Genomic DNA, 23,679 nt, shown 5'->3' on the forward strand with positions numbered 1-23,679 from the left:
GAGCGACGGGGCGGAGATCCTCAGGATCCCGCCTCCGTCGCTCGGTTTTGCCTGTCGCCCTCTCGCGTGCGCGGCTCGGCCGGGGTACCCTTCCGCACATGTCGGTCGACCAGCGGGTGCGCGCGCTCATCGCGGCCGGGGACCCCCGAGCAGCCGCGACCGAGGCGATCCGCGAGCTGGGGCCGAGCGTGTTCGGCTACCTCCGCTCGATCCTGCGCGACGAGGAGGACGCCGCCGACGCGTTCAGCCACTTCGCGGAGGATCTCTGGCGCGGCATCGAGGGGTTCCGCGGCGAGGCGTCGTTCCGCACGTGGGCGTACAAGATCGCGTGGTGCGCCGCCATGCACGTCCGGAGCGACGCCTGGCGCCGGCGCGGCCGTCGCTTCGAGACGGGCGAGGCCTCCCGGCTCGCCGAGGACATCCGCACCCGCTCCGTGATCCGGGACGAGCAGCGGCGGCGCGCGCTCGATCGGATCCGCGGCTCGCTCACGGCCGAGGAGCAGACGCTGCTCTTCCTCCGGCTGGACCAGGAGCTCGAGTGGGCGGACGTCGCGGAGGTCCTCTCCGCGGAGGGCGCGCCGGTCGAGCCGGCCGCGCTCCGGAAGCGCTACGAGCGGCTCAAGGAGCGGCTCGCGGAGCGGCTCCGGGAGGAAGGGCTCGCGGAGTAGCGCCGCCGGCCTGGCGCGCCGCGGCGTCCACGACCAGCGCGTCGAACCGTGGATCGCCGCGCAGCGGCGCGAACCGCGGGTCGACGCGGAGCGCCGCGGGAGTGACGAGGCCGTCCGGCCGCGCGAGCACCTCGCGGAGCGCGTCGACTGCGTCGGCGGGGCGCCCGGCCGCCGCCGCGATCTCGGCGACGAACCGTTGCGCGCTCGCGCGGTGCTCGGGCTCGGACGCGAGCGCGGCCGCGCGGCCCGCGTCGCGGAGCGCCTCGTCCGCGCGCCCGACGCCGGCCTCGGCCCGCGCGAGGAACAGCCACGCGAGCATACTCGTGGGCTCCGCCCGCGCCCGCGCCTCCAGGTCCGGGAGCGCCTCGGCGAACGCGGCCCGCGCCGCCTCCGGCTCCCCCCGGGCCGCGTGCGCCGCGCCGACCACGTACGCCCGGGGGATGAGCGGCCGCGACGAGAACGGCGACGCGAGCCGGTCCTGCGCCGCGAGGCGGAGCGCCTCGTCGGGGAACACCGCGAGCAGCTGGAACAGCGACCACGCACCGTTGCCGGCGCTCGGCAGCTCCCGCGGGAGCTGGTCGAGCGCGTGCCGCGCGGGCGCGAGGTCCCCGTCGCGCCAGAATGGGACGAGCGCGCAGAGGACCAGCCCGTGAACGTCGCCGGGCGCGAGCTCGCGGGCGCGGTCGCAGGCCCGCTCCGCCTCGTCGAACCGCCGCACGATGACGAGCTCGCGTGCGAGGCCGATCGCGCCCAGGTACGAGCGCGGGTCGAGCGCGAGCGCGAGGCGCAGGTCGTCGAGCCCGGCGTCGTACGCGCCGACGGTGGTCCGCATCGTCCCGAGCAGCGCGCGCGCGGTCGCGTCGCCGGGGGCCGCGCGGACGGCGTGCTCGAGCTCCCGGATCGCCGCACGCGTGTCGTGGTCGCAGACGTCGCAGATCTCCGCCAGCGCGACGTGCAGCTGGGGGAGATCGGGCTCGAGGGCGGCGGCCGCCGCCGCGTGCCGGCGGGCCGCGTCGCAGTCCTCCTTCCACTCGACGGTGACCGCGGCGAGCCACGCCTCGGCGAGGGCGAACGCCGGATCGCGCGCGGCGGCCTTCTCGAGCAGCTCCTCCGCGGTTCGGTTGTCCGACTCGACGCCCATCGAGCGCTGCCAGTAGTAGAGCCCGCGCAGGAACAGGTCGTGCGCCTCGCGATCGCGCGTGGGGGGGCGCGTGATGGCCCGGCGCTCGGCGGCGCTGAGCGTCGCGCCGAGCGCCCCCGCGATCTCGAGGGCGACCTCCGTCTGGATCGCGAAGACGTCGGACGCCGCCCGATCGAACCGATTCGCCCACAGCTCGGTCCCGCTCCGCGGATCGACGAGCTGGACCGCGATGCGGGCGCGGTCGCCCGCGCGCTGCACGGTGCCCTCGAGGATCGTGTCGGCCCCGAGCGCCGCCCCGATGGCGCGGAGGTCCCGCGCGCCGGGCGGGTATTGCTGGACGGAGCCGCGGGCGATGACGCGGAGGCCGGAGAGGCGCGCGAGCTGCGTGATGAGCTCTCCGTGCACGCCGTCGGCGAAGAACGCGTCGTCCTGCGAGGCCGAGAGGCTCGCGAACGGGAGCACCGCGACGGTGCGCGGCCCCGCCGGCCGCGCGGTCGCGTGCCCGCGGTGGAGCGTGAGCGCGACGGCGCCGGCGAGGAGCCCGGACGCGAGCACCGCGGCGGTGATCCGGGCGAGCCGCCGCCGCGCGGCGGGGCCCGGCGCCGGCGCCGCGATCGCGCGCAGGCGGTCGAGCACGTCGGCGGCGTCGCGCGGCCTGCGCGCCGGATCCAGCTCCAGCAAGCACGCGACCAGCTCCGGGAGCGCGGGCGCGCCGGGCACCTCGAGGCGTGGCGCGGGCGTGCCGGCGCGGAGCGCCTCGCCCTCGGGGCCGAACGGCAGGTCGCCGGAGAGCATCTCGTGGAGGAGGACCCCGAGCGCGAAGACGTCGGTGCGGGCGTCGTCGGGCTCCTCGCGCCACTGCTCCGGCGCCATGTACGCGGGAGTGCCGCCGCTCACGCGCTGGCGGCCGAACGCGTGCGCCATCCCGAAGTCGAGCACCTTCACGGCGCCGCTCTCGCAGAGGAAGACGTTCGACGGCTTCAGGTCCCGGTGCACGACGCCCGCGGCGTGCGCGTGGGCGAGGCCGGCCGCGACGTCCATCGCGATCGCCAGCACCTCCGGGACGGGGATCGGCCCGAGCTCGATCCGGTCCTTGAGCGTGCGGCCCCGGAGCAGCTCCAGGACGAGGAACGGGCCGAGCGCGCACCGGCCGACGTCGAAGAGCGTCACGAGGTTCGGGTGCTGGAGCTGCGCGATGGCCTCCGCCTCGCGGAGGAGCTGCTCGCCCGCGCGCGGCGAGGTGCCCGGGTAGACCGCCTTGAACGCCACGGACCTGCCCAGCTCCCGGTCGCGCGCCTCGAACACCACCCCGAACCCGCCGCGGCCGAGCTCCCGGACCAGCTCGAAGCGGCCGATGACCCGTCCCGGGTAGAGCCCCTCCGCCCACGGCATCGGAGCGGCGGGCGCGGAGACCAGCTCGCGCAGGAGCACGGAGAGCGCGGGAGCGCCGGCTCCCTTCGCGCCTCCTGGGCTCGGCTCGTCCGTTCCGGGCACGACGCGCTGCTCCGCGTTCGGGTGGACGGACACCGTACAACGGAACGCCGCGCCGGATCACGGGGCCGCCTCGTCGAGGCACCCCGGCGCGGCAGCGGGAACCGGGCTCCTCCGGTCGATGACGACCGGATCGCCGCGGCGCGCCGACCTACTTCCCCGCCGCCTTCGCCACGAGCAGCGCGTTCACCCGCTCCATGACGGCGAACGCGTCGGCGACGTAGAGCACGTCCGCCTTGCCGCGTGCCCACCCGCAGCTCGGGTCCAGGTTCACGGCGCGGCGCTCGCGGACGAACCGCCAGCCGACCACGTGCGGCTCCTCGCCGTGGCAGCAGGTGGAGAGCCCCTTCGGATGGCGGGGCGTCGAGCCGGTCTGGCCCACCTGGTTCAGGTGGCTCATGAACCGGAGCACGGCGTGACCCTCGCCGGCCTGGTCCACGAGGGACTTCGACGAGCCGAGGGACGCGCCCGCGCGCTCGAGGAACCCGAGGATGAGCGTCTCCGCGTCCTCGCCGTGGATCTTCCCGTCGGCCTGCTTCTTGGTCCACCCCGCGCCGGCGACGAAGAGGAGCTTCGCGTCGGGCCGGATGGTGGACGCGCCGGAGCCCGGCGTGCGCTCGCCGACGACGCGCGTCCGCGTCGCGGCGGCGGTCACGGAGATCGCCTCGACCGCGCCGGCCTCTCCGCCGGGCTGCCACGCCGGTGCGACGCCGGGATCCACGAGCAGGATCCAGGGGCGCTCGGCGCGCCGGAGCGTCGCCTCGATGCGCTGGCGGTAGAGCCACCGCGTCGCGGCGGGCGCCGCGCCCGGGCGGATCGCCGTCACGTGCGTGTCGATCTTCCCGCCGAGGCGCAGCGACACGGCCGCCATGACCCGGGCGAGCCGCGACGTGTGCGGCGCGACGACGATGGTCGCCTCCGCCGCGCGGGCGAGCGCGGTGGCGGCGGCGGCGTCGGTCGCGAAGCGCGGGACCTCGACGTCGTTGCCGTCCGTGGCGAGCACGCGCGCGGCCCCGGCGCCGCCCAGCGTCGCCGCGGCGGCGCCGGCGCCCGCGCCGAACACGGCCGCGGTGAGCGTGGCCCCGGGGGCGCTCGCGAGCTCCTTCGCGGCGGAGAGCGCCTCGAGCGCGGCGCGCGGGAGCGCGCCGGAGGCGTCGGTGTGGCAGAGGAAGAGTACCTTTTCCATGGCGTCCCCCGGCGTCAGTCGCGCCCGATCCATTCGACGATCTCGGCGGCGATCTCCGCCGGCGAGCGGTCCTTCACGATGCGCGTCTCCCGGAGCTGCTTCGGGAGCGCGACCTCCACCCACTCCACGCCCCCGCCGCCGACCGGCGCCGCCCCGGCCTTCTGGAGCGCCGGCATGAGCGCCCGCATGTTCGCCATCCCCACCTTGGGATCGTTCCGCGGCTCGGGCAGGCTGCCCGTCGCGAACCCGAGCACCGCCGGTGGACCGGCGCAGACCGAGGCGAGGTGGCGCCCGCCTTCGACGCGCTCCAGGATCTCGAGCGCGCCGTCCGGCAGCACCTTCACGGCGTCGACGCCCTGGAACTGGTCGGCGATCTCGAGCCGCTCGCCGACGAGCTGGAGCGTCACCCCGGCGCCGCGGGACGCGGACTCCCACCCGCCGCAGAGCAGCAGCCGCGACCGGTCGAGCCCCGGGAGCGCGCGCACCGCGTCGGCGAGGCGCGCCGCCGTCTCGTGCGCGTCGACGAACCCCGACGCCGGCCCGTCGAGCGCGACGAGCTCGAACGGCACCTTCTGCCCGACGGCCATCATCACCTGCTGCAGCTTCGCCTTCGGCCCGAGCGAGACGAGCGTCACCTTCGAGCCGGGCGCCCCGGCGGCGAGGTGGGCCGCCTCGAACAGCGCGTGCGCCGCCCACGGATCGAGCACGGCCGGCAGCATCATCTCGTTCCGGAGCGCCGGGCCGGGCACGGGCTCCAGGGTCTGCAGCGGGTCGGGGACGATGCTCCCCAGGACGACGAGCTGATATCCGGCGGTCATGGCTCTCCTCTAGTTCTCCGCGGAGTGGAGGCCCCCCGCCCCCGCTCGGAAGTCCAGGTTCGGCTCCTCGGCGCCGGGCGCCGCGGGCTGGCTGCAGCTCCACAGGCACGCGCCGCAGTGCAGGCACTTCTCCCGGTCGAACGCGGGCACGCCGTCAGGCCCGGGCCGCAGCGCCTCGCCGGAGCAGATCTCGATGCACACCCGCGCGCCGCACGACCGGCAGACGCCGGGATCCCGGAAGACGACGTGGTCCGCGTAGCCGGACGGCGCCTGTACCTTGCCGCCCATGAGCAGCGCGTCCTGGTGCGAGACGAGGAGCGCGCCGTCGTGGGCGACCGGCGGCCACCCGGCGCGGTCCATCAGCGCGTCGTGCAGCGGGACGCCCCGCGCCTCGCACGCGGCGCGGAGGGCGGCGATCTCCGCGGGCGGGATCTTGCCGGCGTAGAACCCCTCCAGGCCGTCGAGCTGCTCCCGCGACGGCGGCGGCTCGTGCCCGAGCGCGACCTTGCCCTTCGTGAGCCCCGCGAGCGCCATCCCGAGGAGGCCCGTCACGACCCCGCGGTGGAAGCCGTCGCGGGCGCGCTCGGCGACGCGCGCCTCTCGCTCGAACGCGCTCGCCCGGCGCCGCGCGACGTACGCGGCCGCGAGGTTCTCGCGCGTGAACGGCTTGCCCGCCTCGAGCAGCTCGACGACGCCCTCGGCGAGCTGGACGCCCGTCGCGAAGGCCTCGTCCACGCCGGACGACGTGAGCACGTTGGTCGATCCCGAGCCCTCGCCGATCCGGGCGAAGCCGTCGCCTGCGAGGGCGGGCTCGGCGCGGCGGCCGGACTCGAGGATCGACTTCGCCCCGAACGACCGCAGCCGCGCGCCGGCGAGGATGCGGGCGAGGTACGGGTGCTGGACGTAGTGCTGCAGGTACCGGTACGTCGTCCGCGCCGGGCTCTCGAACCACGAGGGCACGAAGACGCCGACGCTCGCCACGCGGTCCGGGTGGACGTACAGGAACCCGAAGATCTCGGGCTCCGGGAAGCCGAAGGTGTGGAGGACCGTGCCGGCGGGGAGGTCGACGCCCGGGCCGAGGTCGACCACGAGCTTCATCCCGACGGCCCACTCGCGCCGCGCGTGGCCGTCCGGCATGCCGAGCGCGCGATCGAGCTCGCGGCCCACCGGGCCGACCGGGCCGTCACCGACCACCGTCAGGGCCGCGAGCACGTCCATGCCGGGCGCGTGCCCGGGCTCGGGGTGTCCCGCGCGATCGACGCCCTGGTCGACGAGGCGGATCCCCTTCACGCGGCCGTCCTCGACGAGCGGGCCCGCCACCGGCGTCCCGGGCCAGAGCTGGACCGTGCCGGTCGCGAGGACGCGCTCGCCGGCCCACTGCATGAACTGGCCGAGCGAGAGCACGAGGCCGTCGGACTTGTGCAGGAACGCGGGGGTCCAGGGCAGCTCGAGGGCCTCGGCGTCGTAGGGGAGGGCGAAGCGGAGGGCGCGGATCGTGGCGTCGGCGCCGCGCAGCGCCGCCGAGCGCCGGCTCGCGCCGACGGGATCGAGGAGGTACAGGACCTTCTCGTTCACCACGCGCGCGGCCATGGGGATCGCGGCGGGGTCGAGATCCGGGATCGCGGCGCGGATCGCGCGCGCGCGGGTCACGGCGCCGGACACGCCGAACCCGAGCCCGTCCGCGCGCTCGTAGCACGCGACCTGCAGCGGGAGACCGGGCGCCGCGGCGCTCTCGAGCGGCGGCTTCCCGGGATCGGCCAGGCGCCGGGAGAGGGTCAGGAGGAAGCCGGCCATCGCCGGGCCGAAGCCGACGCAGGCGACGTCCACCGCCATCGACGGGCGTTCCAAGGTTCGCTCCTTCGTCCGCTACGCGGGGTAGTCGAGGGCCTCGGGGATCATCACCTTCGAGAGCGCCTCCGCGGCCCGGTCCTGGGCGAGCTTCGCGCCGGTGAGGCAGCCGTCGAGCTTCACCCGGAGCGCGCGGAAGTCCGAGGCGCCGCGGCACGAGGCGCACGGCCCCTCCTTGTCCGGGTGGGCTTCGCCCGAGACCGAATCGAGCGCGCAGCCGGCGAGCCCGGGGAAGATGCCCTCGAGCGCGTCGAGGTCCTGGGCCTGCCAGCAGGCGGTCAGGCCGTCCGCGTCCCAGGCCGGGTGGCGGTTGTAGCCGTGGACCAGCTCGGCGCAGATCCGCCCGACCTCGCCCGCCGCGCGCGCGGCCTGCACGTGGGAGAGGTCCCCGAGGAACGACACCAGCCCGGGGAGCGCCTCGGCGAGGGCGGCGTTGGCGGCGCCCTTCTCCTGGAGCTCGAGGACGTCCAGGATCTGCTGGCGCGCCGCGACGAGCCAGGAGAGCGCGTCGGCGAGCGGGAACGAGACGCCCTGGCGCGGGCTCTGGAGGAGCCGGGCGCCGGCGGCGTCCGTGGCGCCCTCGACGTGCCGCATCGTCCAGAGCCACAGCTCGAACGCGGTGGCGAGGGTGCACGCGCCCGTGCCCGGCCGGCCCGCCGAGACGTGCCGCAGCTCGCGGACCCAGGCGCGGACCTGCGCGAGGAAGAGCGGCTGCGTCATCGTCACCGAGAGCTGACGGCGCTGCACCGCCTCCGGGCCCTCGTACGTCGCCTCGAGCTGCGCGTCCATCCACTTCTGCCCGAGGAAGCCGGGGCAGTCCTCGGTGATGCCGTAGCCGCCCATGAGCGACACGGCCTCGCGGAGGACCGTCGCGCCGTGGCCGGTGTTCCAGAGCTTCGCCGCGGGGCAGAGCACGTTCGCCTGCGCGTCGAGGAGCGCGTACCGGACCAGCGGATCCGCCCGCAGCGCCGCGAGCCGCGCCTCGTCCCGGCCACCGCGCGGCCGCGCCTCGAGCGCGAGCAGCTCGAGGGCCGACGCCTCGACGAGCTTCATGCGCTTCAGCTCCGCGCGCCCGCCGCGGATGCACTCGGCGGCGAGCAGCGCCTCCTTCTCCCGCTCGAGCGGATCGAGCGCGTCGAACGTCCGCGCGGCTGCGAATCCGAGCGACGCGGCGGCCTCGCCGGTGGCCCAGATCTCGACGAGCCGGTGGAGCGCGTCCTCCCGCTGCTGGATGCCGAGCTCCCACCGCAGCGAGCCGGGCGCGGCCTGCTCGGCGCCCCGGAACCGGCCGCGCTGGTAGCGGATGATGGGCTCGATCGCGGAGAGGAGCTTCGCCGCGGTCATGACGCCGACGGTGACGCGCGTCCGGCGGAACACCGCCTCGATCACCTCGGAGTGCGAGAAGCGCGGGACGATGACGCCGTCCTTCACGTCGTAGCCGCCCACGATCCGGCTCGCGGGGACGTCGAGGCTGAAGATGGGGTCGTTCGTCGAGGAGAGCTGGTGGACGAGCTTCTTCGTGGGCGTGCCGCGGTCGAAGGTGCCCGGATCCGTCTCCTCCAGGATCACCATGCAGCTGCCCTTGATGCGCGGGTCGCCGGAGTCCACCGCCGCGGTGACGAAGTTCGCGAACCCCATGTTCGTGATGAACCGGCCGCGCTTCTCGACGTGGAGCACCGGCTCGGCGCCCTCCTTCCACTCGAGGACGCGCACGCGGCCGGAGAGCATCCCGGTGTCCACGCCGACGTACGGGATGGGCTCGGTGAGCGCGAACGCGGCGCGCCACGGCTTCTTGCCGTCGCCGGTCGAGGCCAGCGACATGTACCGGTGCACCTGCTCCGGCGTCCCGCGCTCCTTGATCGGCGAGAGGCCGAGGAAGCCCGCGAGCGCGCCGGTCGCCGCCCCCGCGTCCACCCACGCGAGCTCGAACGCCATGAGCGCCAGCGCGAGGTTCTTCGGGCCCTCGATGAACCCGCCGTCGGCCGGCTCCATGAACGCGGAGGTGATCCCCGCCGCGTCGTAGGCCTCGAGGAGCGCGCCCTTCTCCGGGGTCCACTCGTGCACGTTCCGGCCGCCCCCCGCGACGAGGCGCGCGACGGGGCCGCGCGCGACACCGCGCGCGGACTGCACGAGCATCTGGAGATCGAACCGGTCGGCGAAGCGCCAGAGCAGCTGGCGCACGTCGTCGCCGGGCAGCGTGCGGAGGCCTTCTGCCGCGATCTTCACGGTCGGTAAGGTGGTCATGGCGGGTCCCCCTTCCCGCGCAGCGCGCGGATCCCCATTCGTTTCCAGCGGAGGTGGGCACCGTACCAATCCGCGTGCGCGCGGAGGAAGACGCCCGAAGTGGGAGCGGCTCATCACCGCACGAGGCAGATGGTCGCGCGCCGCGGCGCGCGGACCTATCCGCGTCGCCGCGGAAGGCGTACGACGAACTCGGCACCCTCGCCGGGCAAGCTCGACACCTGCAGGCTTCCGCCGAGCCCCTGGACCACGCGCCGCGTGATCGTGAGCCCGAGCCCCATCCCGCGGCCCGGACCCTTGGTCGTGAAGAACGGCGTGAAGATTCGCCCGAGCACGGCGGGCGGGATCCCGCCGCCGTTGTCCTTCACCGAGAGCACCAGCTCGCCATCGTCGGCGCGCCCCGTGACCGACACGCGGCCGCCGGTCTCCGGCGCGGCCTCGATCGCGTTCTGGACGAGGTTCGTGACGACCTGGTTCAGCTCCTCCGGGACGCACTCGACGGTGCCGTCCCCCGAGAGCTCCACGTCGACCTGGACCGGGCGTCCCGTCGCGGGCAGGACCACGTCGACGACGGTGCGCACCGCGGCCCACGCATCGTGCGGGACGACCTCGCGCCGGAACCCGGCGCGGCCGTAGCGGCCCATGAGCTCGACGGTCTGGCCGATGCGCCGGAGCCCCGCGTCCGCCACGCAGAGCATGTCCGCGATCCGCTCGGCGGCGCGGTCGAGCCGGGCCAGCTCGCGCTCCTCGAGCGCGCGCGACCGCGCGGCGCGGACCAGCTCCACCGCCTGCGCCGCGTCGTCCCGCACGCGGGCGAGGGCGTTCTTCACGTAGTTGAGCGGGTTGTTGAGCTCGTGCGCGAGCCCCGCGGCGACGATCTCCACCGACTCCATCCGGTGCGTGAGGACGAGGTCGGCGGTCTGCTCCTCGGCGCGGACCAGCTGCCGGGCGCAGGTGACGAGCTCCCGCGGCGAGAACGGCTTCGTGAGGTAGGCGCTCACGCCCGTCTCGAGCCCCTGCACCCGGTCGTCGAGCTCGCCGCGCGCCGTGAGCATCAGGACGGGGACGTGGCGCGTTCGCGGGTCGGCCTGGAGCCGCCGCGTGAGCTCGAGCCCGTCGATGCCCGGCATCATGAGATCCGTCACGACGAGGTTCGGCCGCTCCCGGAGCGCGATCTCCAGCCCCTTCAGGCCGTCCGGCGCGGTGAACACCTTGAACTCCCGGCGCAGCGTCATGTGGACGACCTGGATGACCTGCGGGTTGTCCTCCACCACGATGGCCGTGTACGGCCGCGCCTCCTCGTCCGCGTCGCGCTCGACGACGCGGCGCTCCGTGGCCTCGTCGATGTCGAGGAGCCGGAACTCCGTCCGGTTCGCGAGCTGGACCGCCCAATCGAGCCCGCCGTCCGCGCCCGCGGCGCGCTCGGGCGCGGTCGCGGCGGGGAGGTGGGCGGCGTCCTTCGGGAGCGTCGCGACGAACCGCGCGCCGGAGCGCCCATCGCTCGTCGCGACGAGGGTCCCGCCGTGGAGCTGGACCAGCTCGCGGGCGAGCGCGAGGCCGATCCCGGCGCCGCCGTGCCGGCGCGTCCCCGCCATGTCGACCTGGTAGAAGCGCTCGAAGATCTTCTCCGCGGCCTCCGGCGGGAACCCGGGGCCGTCGTCCTCGACGACGACCGATACGGCGCCCTCGCCGTCGAGCGCCGACAGGCGCACGTGCCCGCCGGGCGGCGTGAACTTGATGGCGTTCGAGAGCAGGTTCACGAAGACGCGCTCGAGGCGCTCGAGGTCGCCGCGGACCACCAGCCGGTCGGCGCTCGCGCGGAACGCGAGGGAGATGTCCTTCCGCTGCGCGAGCACCTGCGTCTGCTCGGTGAGCGTCCGCAGGGGCGCGACGAGGTCGTGGTCCGCGATGTCGAGCCGGAGCCGGCTCTCCTCGAGCCGGGAGAGGTCGAGGAGGTCGTTGATGAGCTTCAGGAGCTTGAGCGCGCTCTTGAACATGCTGCCGAACGCGTTCCGCTGGGCCTCGCTGAACGTGCCCATCTCGCCCTGGAGGAGGAGCTCGAGCGGCGTGAGCACCATCGCGAGCGGGGTCCGCAGCTCGTGGGTCATGTTCGCGAAGAACCGCGACTTGAACTGATCGAGCTGCTGGAGGTCGGCGTGGGCGCGCTCGAGGTTCGCGGTGATCCGCTCGAGCCGCACCCGCTGCACCATCTGCTCCCGCTGCGTCCGGTAGAACAGGACCTGACCGACGGCTGCGACGAGCGCGGTCGTGCAGAGGAAGGCGAGGTTGGACGAGACGGTGGCGGCCGGGCCGATCTGGCCGGCGACCGCGTTCCCGACGATGAAGGTCGCGACGACCGCCGAGTGCGTGACGACGACGACGGGGAGGCGCCACACGAGGAGCAGCCCCGCCGAGAGCAGGATCAGCGAGAGCCCGGCGTAGTAGGGCGAGGACAGGCCGCCGAGCGTGGACGTCATCGCCGCGACCGCGCCGGCCGCGAGCCAGACGTAGGTCGCGCTCACGAGCTCGCCCCAGCGCTCGAAGAAGCGCGTCCGCAGCACGGGGAAGAGCACCAGCGTCACCACCGTGACGAGGGCCCGAGTCGCCCAGAGCCACGGGACCGCGCGCGGCGGCGCGAGCAGCCAGTCGAGGAGCCCGAACGCCGGATAGAGCGTGATCATGATGATCAGCCCGATCCGCAGCCCGCGGCGGTTCCGCTCGACGAGCCAGCGGCGCCAGCGCGCCTCGATCTCCGCCTGGCTCGGGTCCATCTACGGCGGGACGAGCTCGAGGAAGGGGTTCGCGCCGCTGTCCTCCTCGAGGATCCGCAGCGCCGCGCGGGGCAACGCCGCCGCGCCGATCTCGAGGAGCTCGTCGTGGGTGCGATACACGAGCGGCCAGTCCAGCGGCACCTCGAGGTACCAGCGCGCCGGGTGGTCGACCATGTTCGCGACGAGCACGCGCCCGCCGGGCGCCGCCGCCTGGGCGAGGTGGCGCGTGAGCACCGCCGCGGTCCGCGCCTGCAGGTAGTCGAGGAGCCCGGCCGAGTAGATCAGATCGAAGTGCCCGAACGGCGAGAAGAGGCGGGGGTCGCGGAGCAGGCGCTTGATCGAGTCGTGCAGGAACGTGAACGACACGAGGCCGGGGAACCGGGCGCGCGCGGCCGGCTGGAGCCGCCGCCAGGCGTGCGCGAGCGCGTTCTCGTCCTGCTCGAACAACACGATCTCGACGGCGCGCGGGAGGTCCTCGAGCTCGTCGAGGAGCTCGACGAGCTCCTGCGCGGGCCCCGAGGCGATGGAGAGGACGCGCACCGGCCCCTCGCCCCCGTCGCGCCGCGAGACCAGCGCCCGGAGCTCGCGCTTCAGCAGATCCTTCCGCGCGCGCACGGCGATCGCGGAGCGCGAGTGCCAGAAGGCCAGCTCCACGGCGCGGGCGAAGAGCGAGGCGCCCTCGAACGGCTGGCCGTAGATGAAGTTCATCACCTGGTAGTCGCCGGGATAGCCGAACGGCTTGTGGCGCGCGCGGTGGCACCCGGGCGACTGCATCAGGAACTCGTCGAGGTAGCGGTACGACCACTCCCGCGCGGCAGGATCCCGGTGGCCCTCCGGGAGCTCGCGGACCGCCACGTCGAGCGCCTCGGTCAGCCGGATCGTCTCCGGGACGAAGTCGGTCCGGAGCTGGTCCACCAGCGCCGCGCGCGCGGGGTTGTCCTTCCCGTGGAGCACGTGCCAGGGCAGCCGCGCCTCCAGCGCGGAGAGCTCGCGCTGCGCGTCCTCGAGGAGGAGGCGCAGCTCGGCGACGAGCGCCTTGTAGCGCTCGCAGCCCGCGACGGACCACCTGCGCTCCGTGCTCGCCGGCTGGGCATCCTCCGCGGCCCAGCGCTGGACCGCGCGGAGCTGCAGCACCTCGTCGACGTCGAGGAGGAAGTCCTCGAACGAGACGCCGACGAGCGGGGCGCCGCCCTGGTCGCGCACGGATCCCACCACGCCCGCGCCGCGGAAGGCCTGGTGCTCGTCGAAGAGGACCGTCAGCTCCACGCGCTGGCGCGCCTCGACGGGCACGCCGCGCGGCCAGAAGAACGCGGCGCCGTTCTGCGACACGTCGTGCAGGGCGCACACGCGCTCGAGCCCGCCCAGGGCGAGGAGGACCGTTCCGCGGACCGGCGCGAGGTCGGCGGCCGTGTACCGGTGCGGCCGGAAGAACACGGCGCGCCCCTCGGCGCCGTCGAGCTCCTCGTAGGTGCGCACGCGCCCGACGCCCACCGGACGCGCGGCCGGCGCGGGCCGGGCGCCCCGCGACGCCAAGTCGCCGCTCCCCGCGTCGGGCGGCGCGGCGTCCCGCTCGACGTTGTCCTTCCTCATCGCCACGTCACCCTCCCTCTCCGTGCCCCCGCACGTCCTCCGCGGCGCGTGCCGCCGGGAGGATCACCTCGAACCTGCCGCCGCCGCCGGCCCGATCCGCGACCTGGATCCGGCCGCCGTGCGAGTCGACGATGAGCCGCGCCATGTAGAGCCCGAGCCCCAGCCCCTGGTCGCCCTTCGTCGACACGAACGGCCTGAACAGGCGCTCGCGGATCTCGGGCGGCACGCCGGGCCCCTCGTCCTCGACGACGAACTCCACCGCGCCGTCGTCGCGGGACGCCGCGAGGACGCGCACGGACGCGCCGTTCGGCGTCACGTGGAGCGCGTTCCGGACCAGGTTCACGAGGACCTGCGTCAGCTTCTGGCGGTCGGCCGCGACCGGCGGCAGCCCGGCGGGCGCCTCGCTCCGGACGCGCCGGAGCTTGAAGGCGAGGTCCATCCGGGCGATGGCGATGGCGTCGTGCAGCACCGTCGCCGGATCGACGCGCGCGAGCTGCAGCTCGAGCGCGCCGGTGCGCGCGTACTCGTGGAGCGTCTGCAGCGTCCGGAGGAGGTTGTCGATCCCGGCGAGGCCGAGGCCGATGATCTCGCGCATCGCCGGCGACACCGCGGCGTTCGTCATCTCCCAGTCGGCGCTGCGGAGCGCGACCATGACGTTCCGGAGGTCGTGGGTGACGCCGGCCGAGAGCTGCCCGATGGTGCCGAGCCGCTCGAGGTGCAGCATGACCTGCTGCTGGTGCTGCACCTGATCGAGCGACGCTCGCAGCTCCTCGCTGCGGTTCGCGAGCAGGGTGACGAGCCGGTCGATGGTCCGGCGCTGGACCACGTGGGCCGCCGCCTGCTCGAGCGCGCGGAGGATCTCCGCCGCCTCCCAGGGCTTCCTCATGAAGCGGAACACGTTCGCGCGGTTGATCGCGGACTCGAGCGCGTGCAGGTCGCTGTAGGCGGTGAGGACGATCCCGGCGAGGTCCGGGCGGCGCCGCCGGAGCTCCTCGAGCAGCTCGACGCCCGTCATGCCCGGCATGCGCTGGTCGGCGACCACGACGTCGAGCGGGACGTGCGCGGCGAGCTCGAGCGCCTCGGCCCCGGACGAGGCGCAGTGGACCGTCCAGTCGTCGGCGAGCAGGTCGGCGAGGACCTTGAGGTTCAGGGCCTCGTCGTCGACGAGCAGCACGCCGCCGCTGCGCTGGTCCTCGACGCCCAGGCGCGCCACCAGCGTGGAGGTTTCGCCGTCCGTGAGCAGCCCGACCTCCGCAGCGTCCGTGTGCGCCGAAAGTATACGGGACCTTCGGTGAAGTCGCAAAAGACGTGCCCGGCGGACCTCCCGCCGCACCCTTCGATTCCGCTGCCGCGGCGGCCGGGATCGGCTACCGACACGGCGTCCCGATGCGCCGCCCCGCCGCCGCCCTGCTCGCGCTCGCCTACGCCGCCTTCGTGTCACTCGGCCTCCCGGACACCGTCATCGGGGTCGCGTGGCCCTCGCTCCGCGCCACCTTCGGCCGGTCGCAGGCGGAGCTCGGCCTGGCCCTCGCGGCCACCATCGCCGGCTACTCCGTGTCCGGCGCGCTCGCCGGCCGGCTGGTCGCCGCGGTCGGCGTGGGCGGGCTGCTCGCCGGGAGCAGCGGGCTCGTGGCGCTCGGCCTCGCAGGCGAGGCGCTCGCGCCGGCGTGGCTCGCGTTCCTGGGCATGGGCACGCTCGTCGGGCTCGGGTCGGGCGCGATCGACGCGGCGCTGAACGGGTACGCGGCGCGGCACTTCCCGGTGCGGCACCTGAACTGGATGCACGCGGCGTACAGCCTCGGCGCGACGGCGGGACCGCTCGCGATGACCGCGGTCCTGGCGCGCGGGGCGCCCTGGCGTGCCGGCTACGCGCTGCTCTCGGCCGCCCTCGGCGCCATGGCGCTCGCGTTCCTCTCGACGCGGGGCCGGTGGGGCGGCCCGGCCGCGGCCGCGGGGGGCGGCGAGCCGGCGCCGGCGCCGGTCCGGACGCGCGACGCGCTCCGGCGCGGCCGCGTGTGGCTGCAGATCGGGATCTTCTTCGTCTACACGGGGCTCGAGGCCGGGGCGGGGCAGTGGTGCTTCACGGTGCTCCGCGAGGCGCGCGGCCTCGACGTCGAGCGCGCCGGGGCCTGGACCGCGGCGTACTGGGGGAGCATCGCGGCGGGGCGGATCGCGCTCGGCTTCGTGGTCGAGCGCGTCGGGCCGGACCGGCTGCTCCGGCTGGCGACGGCCGGGGCGGTCGCCGGGAGCGCCGCGTTCGCGGCGAGCGCCGGCCTCGCCGGCCGGCTGGGCCTCGTCCTGCTCGGGGCGAGCCTCGCGCCGGTGTACCCGACGCTCATGGCGCGGACCCCGGACCGGCTGGGCCACGACACGACGCCGCACGCGGTCGGGTTCCAGGTGACCGCGGCGACCCTGGCCGCGGCGGCGCTGCCCGGCGCGCTGGGGGTGCTGGCCGCCCGGGCGGGGGTCGGCGCGATCGCGCCGGCGGTGCTCTTCGTCGCGCTCGCACTCACGGTGCTACACGAGGTGCTCTTTCAGTTGACGCGGTCCAAAGCCGTCCACAGTTCACATCGTTGATCCACTCGGTGTCACCACCGGCGCGCGCCGCGCGCGGGTCGTTCCGGACGCGACCGCCGCGCCGCCCTCGAAAGGAGATCCCCATGCTCGCTCGTCGCCTCGCCCTCCTCGTCCACGCGCTGCTCGTCCCGGGGCTCGCGGCGGGTGTCCTCTCCGCGGGTACCGCCTCGGCGCAGGGAGGTGCCACGGTCTCCATCGCGTGCGGCTCGGTCGGGGTCGAGTTCGACCTCTGCAAGAGCGGCGCTGAGGCCTGGGCGAAGAAGACCGGCAACCAGGTGCGCGTGGTCTCGACGCCGAAGGAGAGCAACGAGATCCTCGCGCAGTACCAGCAGCTCCTCTCGTCCAAGTCCGGCGACATCGACGTGCTCCGCATCGACGTCGTGTGGCCCGGGCTCCTCGCGCAGCACCTCGCGGACCTGAGCCAGGCAGTGCCGAAGGACGTCATCGGCCAGCACTTCCCGGCCATCATCCAGGCGAACACCGTGGGCGGGAAGCTCGTCGCGCTGCCGTGGTTCACGGACGCGGGGCTCCTCTACTACCGCAAGGACCTGCTCGAGAAGTACGGGCGCAAGGTCCCGGCCACCTGGCAGGAGCTGACGGAGACCGCGAAGCTCGTCCAGGACGGCGAGCGCAAGGCCGGGAACGCGAGCATGTGGGGCTTCGTCTTCCAGGGTCGCGCGTACGAGGGGCTCACCTGCAACGCCCTCGAGTGGGTGGACAGCTTCGGGGGCGGACAGATCGTCGACCCGAAGGGCAAGGTGACCATCGACAACCCGAAGGCGGCGCAGGCGCTGACGCTCGCGGCGTCCTGGATCAGGACCATCTCGCCCGAGGGCGTCCTCAACTACGCGGAGGAGGAGGCGCGCGGGGGGTTCCAGTCCGGCAACGCGGTGTTCATGCGGAACTGGCCGTACGCGTGGGCGCTCTCGCAGGCCGCCGACAGCCCGGTGAAGGGGAAGGTCGGCGTCGCGCCGCTGCCGAAGGGCGGACCGGACGGGAAGCACACCGGCACGCTCGGCGGCTGGCAGCTCGCCGTGAACAAGTACTCGAAGAACCAGAAGGCGGCGATCGACCTCGCGATGTGGCTCACTGGCCCCGAGGAGCAGAAGCGCGCCGCGCTCACCGCGAGCCTCAACCCGACGAGGCCGGCGCTCTACAAGGACGAGGAGATCCTCAAGGCCAACCCGTTCTTCGGCGAGCTGCTCGACACGTTCACGAGCGCCGTGGCGCGGCCGTCGCGCGTGACCGGCGCGAAGTACAACCAGGTCTCGAGCGAGTTCTGGAACGCGGTGCACGAGACGCTCACGGGGCGCTCGAAGGCCCAGGACAGCCTCGCCCGCCTCTCGAAGGGGCTCGATCGGCTCTCGCGCGGCGGGAAGTGGTAGGGGCGGATGGGCGCGATCCCGCCCGCGGCGGCGCCGTCCGGCGCGCACCCGGTCCGTCCGGGCGCGCGCCCGACCGCGGCGCCCTCGCGGCTGACCCGGCAGCGGCGGAACGCCGCCTGGCTGTTCGTGCTGCCGATGCTCGCCGTGCTCGCGGCCGTCGCGGGCTGGCCGCTCCTCCGCACCATCTACTTCGGGTTCACGAACGCGAACCTCTCGAACCTCGAGGGCCACGAGCTCGTGGGGATGGCGAACTTCGCCGCGCTCGCGAGCGACGGCGACTGGTGGCGCGCGGTGCTGAACACGGTCGTCTTCGCGCTCGTCTCCGTGACCCTCGAGACGATCCTGGGGATGGTCATCGCCCTCACCTTGAACGCCCACCTGCCTGGCCGGGGGCTCCTCCGCGCCGCGGTCCTCATCCCCTGGGCGATCCCGACGGTGGTCTCCGCGCAGATGTGGAACTGGATGTACAACGACCTCTACGGCGTCCTGAACGCGGTCTTCCTCGCGGTCGGGATCACCCACCAGCCGCACGCCTGGACCGCCGACCCGAGCCTGGCGCTGTTCGCGGTCATCGCGGTGGACGTCTGGAAGACCACGCCGTTCATGGCGCTCCTCATCCTCGCGGCGCTGCAGCTCCTGCCCGGGGAGATCTACGAGGCCGCCCGGGTCGACGGCATCCCGGCGCGGAAGGTGTTCTGGCGCGTGACGCTGCCCCTCATCCGGCCGGCGCTCATGGTGGCGATCATCTTCCGGACCCTCGACGCCCTCCGGATCTTCGATCTCCCGTACGTCCTCACGGGCAACAGCCGGTACACCGCGTCGATGGCGATCTACGCCCGCCAGCAGCTCGTCGAGTTCCAGGACGTCGGCTACGGCTCGGCGGCGTCGACCTTCCTCTTCCTGGTCGTCGCGGTGTTCACCGTCATCTACATCACGGCGGGCCGCGTCCGCTTCACGGAGAAGTGACGATGCGTGCGCGCAGGGTGGTCGGCCGGATCCTCTTCTACCTGCTGGTCGCGGTCATCGTGGTCTACACGGTCTTCCCGTTCTACTGGGCGATCGTCTCGTCGCTCAAGGCGGGGAGCGCGCTCTACGTCGTGGAGCCGCTGCCGCGCCACCCGGAGTGGGACAACTACGTCGGCATCTTCCGGGAGCAGCCCTTCGGACGGAACATCCTCAACTCCGTCTTCGTGGCGACGACGGTGGTCGCGCTCTCCCTCGGCCTCGCCATCACGGCGAGCTACGCCCTCGGCCGCATCCAGTTCCGCGGGCGGGCCACGCTGCTCCTCGTCGTCCTCTCGGTCTCGATGTTCCCGCAGGTCGCCGTGCTCTCCGGGATGTTCGAGCTCATCCGCGCCCTCGGCCTCTACAACAACCTGCTCTCGCTCACGCTCTCGTACATGATCTTCACCCTGCCGTTCACGACGTGGGTGCTCACCACGTTCATGCGGGAGCTGCCGAAGGAGCTGGAGGAGGCGGCGCTGGTGGACGGCGCGCGGCCGAGGACGCTCGTGACGCGGGTCTTCCTGCCGCTCATGTGGCCGGCCCTGGCGACCACCGGCCTGCTGGCGTTCATCGCCGCGTGGAACGAGTTCCTGTTCGCGCTCACCTTCACGCTCTCGAACGAGCGCCGCACCGTCCCCGTCGCCATCGCGCTCATCAGCGGCGCGTCGCAGTTCGAGCTGCCGTGGGGGCGCGTCATGGCGGCCTCGGTGATCGTCACCGTGCCGCTCGTCGTCCTGGTCCTCATCTTCCAGCGCCGCATCGTCTCCGGGCTCACCGCGGGCGCCGTGAAGGGGTAGGGAGGAGGCTCACGTGGCGCGGGTCGAGCTGAGGGGCGTGTCGAAGTCCTTCGCGGCGGCGGAGGTGATCCACGCGGTGGATCTCGACGTCGCGCACGGCGAGTTCGTCGTGTTCGTCGGGCCGTCCGGCTGCGGGAAGTCCACGCTGCTCCGGCTGATCGCGGGACTCGAGGACGTGACGTCGGGCGACCTCTTCATCGACGGCGCCCGCGTGAACGACGCGCTGCCGTCACAGCGCGGGATCGCCATGGTGTTCCAGTCGTACGCGCTCTACCCGCACATGACGGTGTACGAGAACATGGCGTTCGGGCTCCAGCTCGCGAAGGCGCGCCGCGAGACCATCGACCAGCGCGTGCGGGAGGCGGCGCGGATCCTCCAGATCGAGCACCTCCTGGATCGCAAGCCGAAGGCGCTCTCCGGAGGCCAGCGGCAGCGGGTCGCCATCGGGCGCGCGATCACCCGCGAGCCCAAGGTGTTCCTCTTCGACGAGCCGCTCTCGAACCTCGACGCCGCGCTCCGCGTGCAGACCCGCCTCGAGATCGCGCGCCTCAAGGACCGGCTGGGCGCGACGATGATCTACGTGACGCACGACCAGGTGGAGGCGATGACGCTCGCCGACCGCATCGTCGTGCTGCAGGCCGGGCGCGTGGAGCAGGTGGGGAGCCCGCTCGAGCTGTACGGGCGCCCGCGGAACCTCTTCGTCGCGGGGTTCATCGGGTCGCCGCGCATGAACCTGCTCGAGGCTGCGGTCGAGGCGGCCCGGCCCGGCGCGCTCGCCGTCGTGCTGCCGGGCGGGACGAAGGTGACCGTCCCCGTCGCCCCGACCGCGCCGGCGCTGGCCCCGGGCACGAAGGTGACGCTCGGCGTCCGGCCGGAGGACGTCATGCTCGGGGGGCAGGGCGACGCTGCGATCTCCGGGCGCGTCCTCGTCGTCGAGCGGCTCGGCGCGGAGACGTACGTGTACCTCCGCAGCGCCGGCGACCAGACGCTGGTCGCGCGGCGAGAGGGTGGCGCCGCGGCGGCCGCGGACGAGCCGGTCACCGTCGGTGTCGAGGCGCGCCGGTGCCATCTGTTCGGGCCGGATGGACTCGCGGTCGAGCGCGCTTCGCAGTAGCCCTAAAGTGGCAGAGAATTGATTGACGTGGATCAATCGTGGACCTGCGCGTTCTCGCGCACCCAGTGCGTCAATTGACGCATGTTTACCCGGGGATCCGCGCGAGAGGACCTGGGTCAGAGCGAATATTCCCGGAGGTACGAGGGATTGGGGGGTATTGCGTCGCCTGCGGTCGTTGTGATTGCTTTTCCTTCGTGACGAAAAAAGCGGCCGCGATTCTTTCGCAACTGCGCAAGGTTTTCGCGCTCGAGCCGCTACCGCCGCCACCCGAGCGGACCCTGGCGCCGCCGCGCACGACCCGCGGAGTCGCGCGCTTCCTGTTCGCGCCGGAGCCGCTCGCGAGGGAGCCGGAGCGACCGCCGCGTGCGAGGCGCGGCGCGCTCCGGCTCCTCTTCGCGGTCGAGACCCTTCCGCCCGCGTCCGGACCCGCGACGCCGCGGCGCCGCGGCCGGTGGCTGCGGTGGCTGTTCGCGCCCGAGCCGCTCGACCCGCCCTGAGGAGGCCGACATGGAGTCCGCCCGGCACGTCTTCCGAGTCTTCTTCCTTCTCCTGGTCGCCGTGGTGGTCGTGGTGCTCGGGCGGTCGCTGCTCGTGCCGCGGTCGTACGGAGCCTACGGGCCGTACCGCTTCGACAACGTGGCGGAGCAGGCGGCCGCCCGCGTCCCGCAGCACGGCGGCGCCGCGTCGTGCGGCGCCTGCCACGCGGAGCGCCTGAAGGCCGTCGGCGCCGGCGCGCACGCGAAGGTGTCCTGCGAGATCTGCCACGCGCCGCTCGCCCAGCACGCGAAGGGCACGACGAAGATCGCGGACATGCGGATCGACCGCTCGTTCACGCTCTGCGCCCGCTGCCACCGCAAGATCGACGGCCGCCCCGCCGGCTTCCCGCAGATCGATCTCGGCCAGCACCAGGGCGGCGTCGAGGGCAAGGCCTGCATCGAGTGCCACGACCCGCACAGCCCGAAGCTCTAGGAGAGGAGAGGCTCGATGGACGACACGACGAGAGGCGACGCCCCCGCGCCGGCGCCCGACCCGGCGCCGCGGCCGGTGGGCCGGCGCGACTTCCTTGCGGGCGCGCTGCGGCTCGGCGGCGGCGTGCTGGTGTTCCTCGCCGGCGTGCCCGTCGGCGCGGCGGAGCACGGCGGGGCGGACCACGTGGCCGACGGCTACGACTGGACCCAGCACCGCTGGGCGTACCTCATCGACACCGAGAAGTGCATCGGCTGCGGCTCGTGCGTGCGCGCGTGCAAGGCGGAGAACGCCGTCCCCGACGGCTTCGTCCGGACCTGGGTGGAGCGTTACCTCGTCTCCCCCGAGGCGTCGCACGTGGACTCGCCGAAGGGTGGTCTCGAGGGCTTCCCGCCCATCCAGACGCCGTTCACGCCCACCAAGTCGTTCTTCGTCCCGAAGATGTGCAACCACTGCAAGGAGACGCCCTGCGTCCAGGTCTGCCCGGTGGGCGCGTCGTACCGGACGCAGGACGGGGTGGTGCTCGTCGACGGCGAGCGGTGCATCGGGTGCGGCTACTGCGTGCAGGCCTGTCCGTACGGGAGCCGGTTCCTGTCGCCGACGACGCACACCGCCGAGAAGTGCACCTGGTGCTACCACCGGATCACGAAGGGCATGAAGCCGGCGTGCGTCGAGGTCTGCCCGACCGGGACGCGTCGGTTCGGCGACATGCAGCGCGAGGACGATCCGGTGCGCCTCGCCATCGCGCGCGGCCGGGTGGAGGTGCTGCAACCGCACCTCCTCACGGAGCCGCAGTGCTACTACCTCGGCCTCGACAAGGAGGTGCGGTGATGCCGGAGATCACGGGCTACGCCTTCCCGAACGACATCCACGTCCACTGGAGCCTGATGATCGTGATGTACCCGTACATCACGGGCTTCGTGGCTGGAGCGTTCATCGTCACCGCGCTCTACCACCTCTTCGGCAAGAAGGAGTTCGAGCCCGTCGCGCGCCTGGCGATGGCGACCTCCTTCTGCTTCATGGCCATCGCGACGTTCCCGCTGAACCTCCACCTCGGCCACCCGGAGCGGAGCTGGTACGTGATGGTCACCCCGAATCTCTCCTCGGCGATGGCCGGGTTCGGGTTCCTCTACTCCGGGTATCTCGTGATCCTGTGCCTGGAGGTGTGGTTCGTGCACCGGCGGGAGATCATCGAGACCGCCCGGCGGAGCCGCGGCGTGAAGCGCCTCGTCTACGCGGTCCTCGCCCTCGGCACCTACGACACCTCGCCGGAGGCGCTCGAGGTCGATCACCGCGCCGTGAAGATCCTGTCCGGCATCGGCCTCCCCGCCGCGTGCATGCTGCACGGCTACGTCGGCTTCATCTTCGGCGGCATCAAGGCGAACCCGTGGTGGTCGACGCCGCTCATGCCGGTCATCTTCCTGCTGTCCGCCGCGGTCTCCGGGATCGCGCTCCTCGTCATCCTGTACCAGGTGACGGCCAAGCTCTGGCGGCGGGCCGTGGAGCGCGAGACGGTCCAGGCGATGGCGCGCTGGCTCTGGTTCTTCCTCATCCTGACGGTGACGCTCGAGCTGCTCGAGATCGTCTTGCTGGCGTACGAGAAGTCCGACGCGTGGCACATCATCTCGCAGCTCCTCACCACGCGGCTGGAGTTCTCGTTCATCTCGATGCAGATGATCGTCGGGAGCCTCATCCCGCTCATCCTCCTCGCCATCGTCGTGCTCATGAACCGCTACCTGCACGATCGGGTGCGGAACACGCTCTCGGTGGTCGCATCGATCCTGCTCCTCGTGCAGGTCTTCTCGATGCGCTGGAACGTCGTCATCGGCGGCCAGCTCCTCTCGAAGTCCTTCCGCGGGCTCCGCTCCGGCTACACGCCGCAGCTCTTCGACCGCGAGGGCGTGCTCGTCGCGGTGGCGCTGTTCATCCTGCCGTTCGTGCTGCTGTGGGTGTTCGATCGCGTGCTGCCGATCGAGCCGGCCGCAGCTCCGCCGGCGCACCCGCCGGAGTCCGCCCCGGAGGCGTCGCCGGGCACCGCGTAGAGGTCGCGGGCGCCGCCGGAGCGGCGGCGCCCGGAGGAG

General features: G+C 73.6%; 17 protein-coding genes. 9 read left to right on the top strand and 8 right to left on the bottom strand.

All coding sequences use genetic code 11. From position 1 onward, the window contains the following. The first annotated feature begins 98 nt into the window (after nt 1-98). Entirely contained in the window at nt 99-668 is a 570-nt protein-coding gene (locus AMOR_RS22365; RefSeq protein WP_248354305.1) for an RNA polymerase sigma factor, read from the top strand. Here the strand turns inward: AMOR_RS22365 and AMOR_RS22370 are convergent. From AMOR_RS22370 to AMOR_RS22405, 8 genes are all read right to left on the bottom strand, one after another. After that, entirely contained in the window at nt 619-3,336 is a 2,718-nt protein-coding gene (locus AMOR_RS22370; protein WP_248354307.1) for a serine/threonine-protein kinase, read from the bottom strand. The two genes, AMOR_RS22365 and AMOR_RS22370, sit on opposite strands and share 50 nt — an antisense overlap. A gap of 115 nt (nt 3,337-3,451) precedes the next feature. After that, nucleotides 3,452-4,486 (bottom strand): electron transfer flavoprotein subunit alpha, encoded by a 1,035-nt coding sequence (locus AMOR_RS22375; RefSeq protein ID WP_248354309.1) that lies wholly within the window; start codon nt 4,484-4,486, stop codon nt 3,452-3,454. A 14-nt stretch (nt 4,487-4,500) separates the two neighbouring features. After that, the gene (locus AMOR_RS22380; RefSeq protein ID WP_248354311.1) at nt 4,501-5,304 is read right to left on the bottom strand and encodes an electron transfer flavoprotein subunit beta; all 804 of its coding nucleotides are present in this window, start codon (nt 5,302-5,304) and stop codon (nt 4,501-4,503) included. Nucleotides 5,305-5,313: 9 nt separating this feature from the next. Beyond that, nucleotides 5,314-7,152, bottom strand: coding sequence for a 4Fe-4S ferredoxin (locus AMOR_RS22385; RefSeq protein WP_248354313.1), 1,839 nt, complete (start codon nt 7,150-7,152; stop codon nt 5,314-5,316). A gap of 18 nt (nt 7,153-7,170) precedes the next feature. Beyond that, nucleotides 7,171-9,396, bottom strand: coding sequence for an acyl-CoA dehydrogenase family protein (locus AMOR_RS22390; RefSeq protein ID WP_248354314.1), 2,226 nt, complete (start codon nt 9,394-9,396; stop codon nt 7,171-7,173). A 155-nt stretch (nt 9,397-9,551) separates the two neighbouring features. Beyond that, nucleotides 9,552-12,164: an ATP-binding protein gene (locus AMOR_RS22395; RefSeq protein ID WP_248354316.1), complete on the bottom strand. Its 2,613-nt coding sequence runs from the start codon at nt 12,162-12,164 to the stop codon at nt 9,552-9,554. Beyond that, nucleotides 12,165-13,754, bottom strand: a complete 1,590-nt coding sequence (locus tag AMOR_RS22400) for a PilZ domain-containing protein (protein ID WP_404800969.1) — start codon at nt 13,752-13,754, stop codon at nt 12,165-12,167. A 7-nt stretch (nt 13,755-13,761) separates the two neighbouring features. Further along, complete coding sequence (locus AMOR_RS22405) at nt 13,762-14,967, bottom strand: hybrid sensor histidine kinase/response regulator (protein WP_248354320.1); 1,206 nt, start codon at nt 14,965-14,967, stop codon at nt 13,762-13,764. 173 nt (nt 14,968-15,140) lie between these two features. On the opposite strand from AMOR_RS22405, the gene AMOR_RS22410 reads away from it, so the two are divergent. The 8 genes from AMOR_RS22410 to nrfD all read left to right on the top strand — a co-directional run bounded on the left by AMOR_RS22410 (nt 15,141) and on the right by nrfD (nt 23,640). Continuing rightward, the gene (locus tag AMOR_RS22410; protein WP_248354322.1) at nt 15,141-16,331 is read left to right on the top strand and encodes an MFS transporter; all 1,191 of its coding nucleotides are present in this window, start codon (nt 15,141-15,143) and stop codon (nt 16,329-16,331) included. Nucleotides 16,332-16,414: 83 nt separating this feature from the next. Further along, on the top strand, nt 16,415-17,716 hold the full coding sequence (locus AMOR_RS22415; protein WP_248354324.1) for an ABC transporter substrate-binding protein: 1,302 nt from the start codon (nt 16,415-16,417) through the stop codon (nt 17,714-17,716). Nucleotides 17,717-17,722: 6 nt separating this feature from the next. Then, complete coding sequence (locus AMOR_RS22420) at nt 17,723-18,682, top strand: carbohydrate ABC transporter permease (RefSeq protein WP_248354326.1); 960 nt, start codon at nt 17,723-17,725, stop codon at nt 18,680-18,682. A 2-nt stretch (nt 18,683-18,684) separates the two neighbouring features. Then, nucleotides 18,685-19,518, top strand: coding sequence for a carbohydrate ABC transporter permease (locus AMOR_RS22425; RefSeq protein ID WP_248354328.1), 834 nt, complete (start codon nt 18,685-18,687; stop codon nt 19,516-19,518). A 13-nt stretch (nt 19,519-19,531) separates the two neighbouring features. Next, the gene (locus AMOR_RS22430) at nt 19,532-20,632 is read left to right on the top strand and encodes an ABC transporter ATP-binding protein (protein WP_248354330.1); all 1,101 of its coding nucleotides are present in this window, start codon (nt 19,532-19,534) and stop codon (nt 20,630-20,632) included. Between the two features lie 507 nt (nt 20,633-21,139). Beyond that, nucleotides 21,140-21,601: a cytochrome C gene (locus AMOR_RS22435; RefSeq protein WP_248354332.1), complete on the top strand. Its 462-nt coding sequence runs from the start codon at nt 21,140-21,142 to the stop codon at nt 21,599-21,601. 15 nt (nt 21,602-21,616) lie between these two features. Next, a complete protein-coding gene (locus tag AMOR_RS22440) occupies nt 21,617-22,429 on the top strand; it encodes a 4Fe-4S dicluster domain-containing protein (protein ID WP_248354334.1) in 813 nt (270 codons plus the stop codon). Further along, the gene (nrfD, locus tag AMOR_RS22445; RefSeq protein WP_248354336.1) at nt 22,429-23,640 is read left to right on the top strand and encodes an NrfD/PsrC family molybdoenzyme membrane anchor subunit; all 1,212 of its coding nucleotides are present in this window, start codon (nt 22,429-22,431) and stop codon (nt 23,638-23,640) included. Before AMOR_RS22440 ends, nrfD begins: the two co-directional genes overlap by 1 nt. Nucleotides 23,641-23,679 lie beyond the last annotated feature (39 nt).

Origin of the sequence: Anaeromyxobacter oryzae, from assembly GCF_023169945.1 — a bacterium.
Taxonomy (GTDB): Bacteria; Myxococcota; Myxococcia; order Myxococcales; family Anaeromyxobacteraceae; genus Anaeromyxobacter; species Anaeromyxobacter oryzae.

Coding starts and splice junctions, on each gene's coding strand:
- AMOR_RS22400 (WP_404800969.1), bottom strand. CDS start 13,754: ATGAGGAAGGACAACGTCGAGCGGGACGCCGCGCCGCCCGACGCGGGG.
- nrfD (WP_248354336.1), top strand. CDS start 22,429: ATGCCGGAGATCACGGGCTACGCCTTCCCGAACGACATCCACGTCCAC.
- AMOR_RS22375 (WP_248354309.1), bottom strand. CDS start 4,486: ATGGAAAAGGTACTCTTCCTCTGCCACACCGACGCCTCCGGCGCGCTC.
- AMOR_RS22395 (WP_248354316.1), bottom strand. CDS start 12,164: ATGGACCCGAGCCAGGCGGAGATCGAGGCGCGCTGGCGCCGCTGGCTC.
- AMOR_RS22435 (WP_248354332.1), top strand. CDS start 21,140: ATGGAGTCCGCCCGGCACGTCTTCCGAGTCTTCTTCCTTCTCCTGGTC.
- AMOR_RS22415 (WP_248354324.1), top strand. CDS start 16,415: ATGCTCGCTCGTCGCCTCGCCCTCCTCGTCCACGCGCTGCTCGTCCCG.
- AMOR_RS22410 (WP_248354322.1), top strand. CDS start 15,141: ATGCGCCGCCCCGCCGCCGCCCTGCTCGCGCTCGCCTACGCCGCCTTC.
- AMOR_RS22425 (WP_248354328.1), top strand. CDS start 18,685: ATGCGTGCGCGCAGGGTGGTCGGCCGGATCCTCTTCTACCTGCTGGTC.
- AMOR_RS22390 (WP_248354314.1), bottom strand. CDS start 9,396: ATGACCACCTTACCGACCGTGAAGATCGCGGCAGAAGGCCTCCGCACG.
- AMOR_RS22440 (WP_248354334.1), top strand. CDS start 21,617: ATGGACGACACGACGAGAGGCGACGCCCCCGCGCCGGCGCCCGACCCG.
- AMOR_RS22420 (WP_248354326.1), top strand. CDS start 17,723: ATGGGCGCGATCCCGCCCGCGGCGGCGCCGTCCGGCGCGCACCCGGTC.
- AMOR_RS22365 (WP_248354305.1), top strand. CDS start 99: ATGTCGGTCGACCAGCGGGTGCGCGCGCTCATCGCGGCCGGGGACCCC.
- AMOR_RS22380 (WP_248354311.1), bottom strand. CDS start 5,304: ATGACCGCCGGATATCAGCTCGTCGTCCTGGGGAGCATCGTCCCCGAC.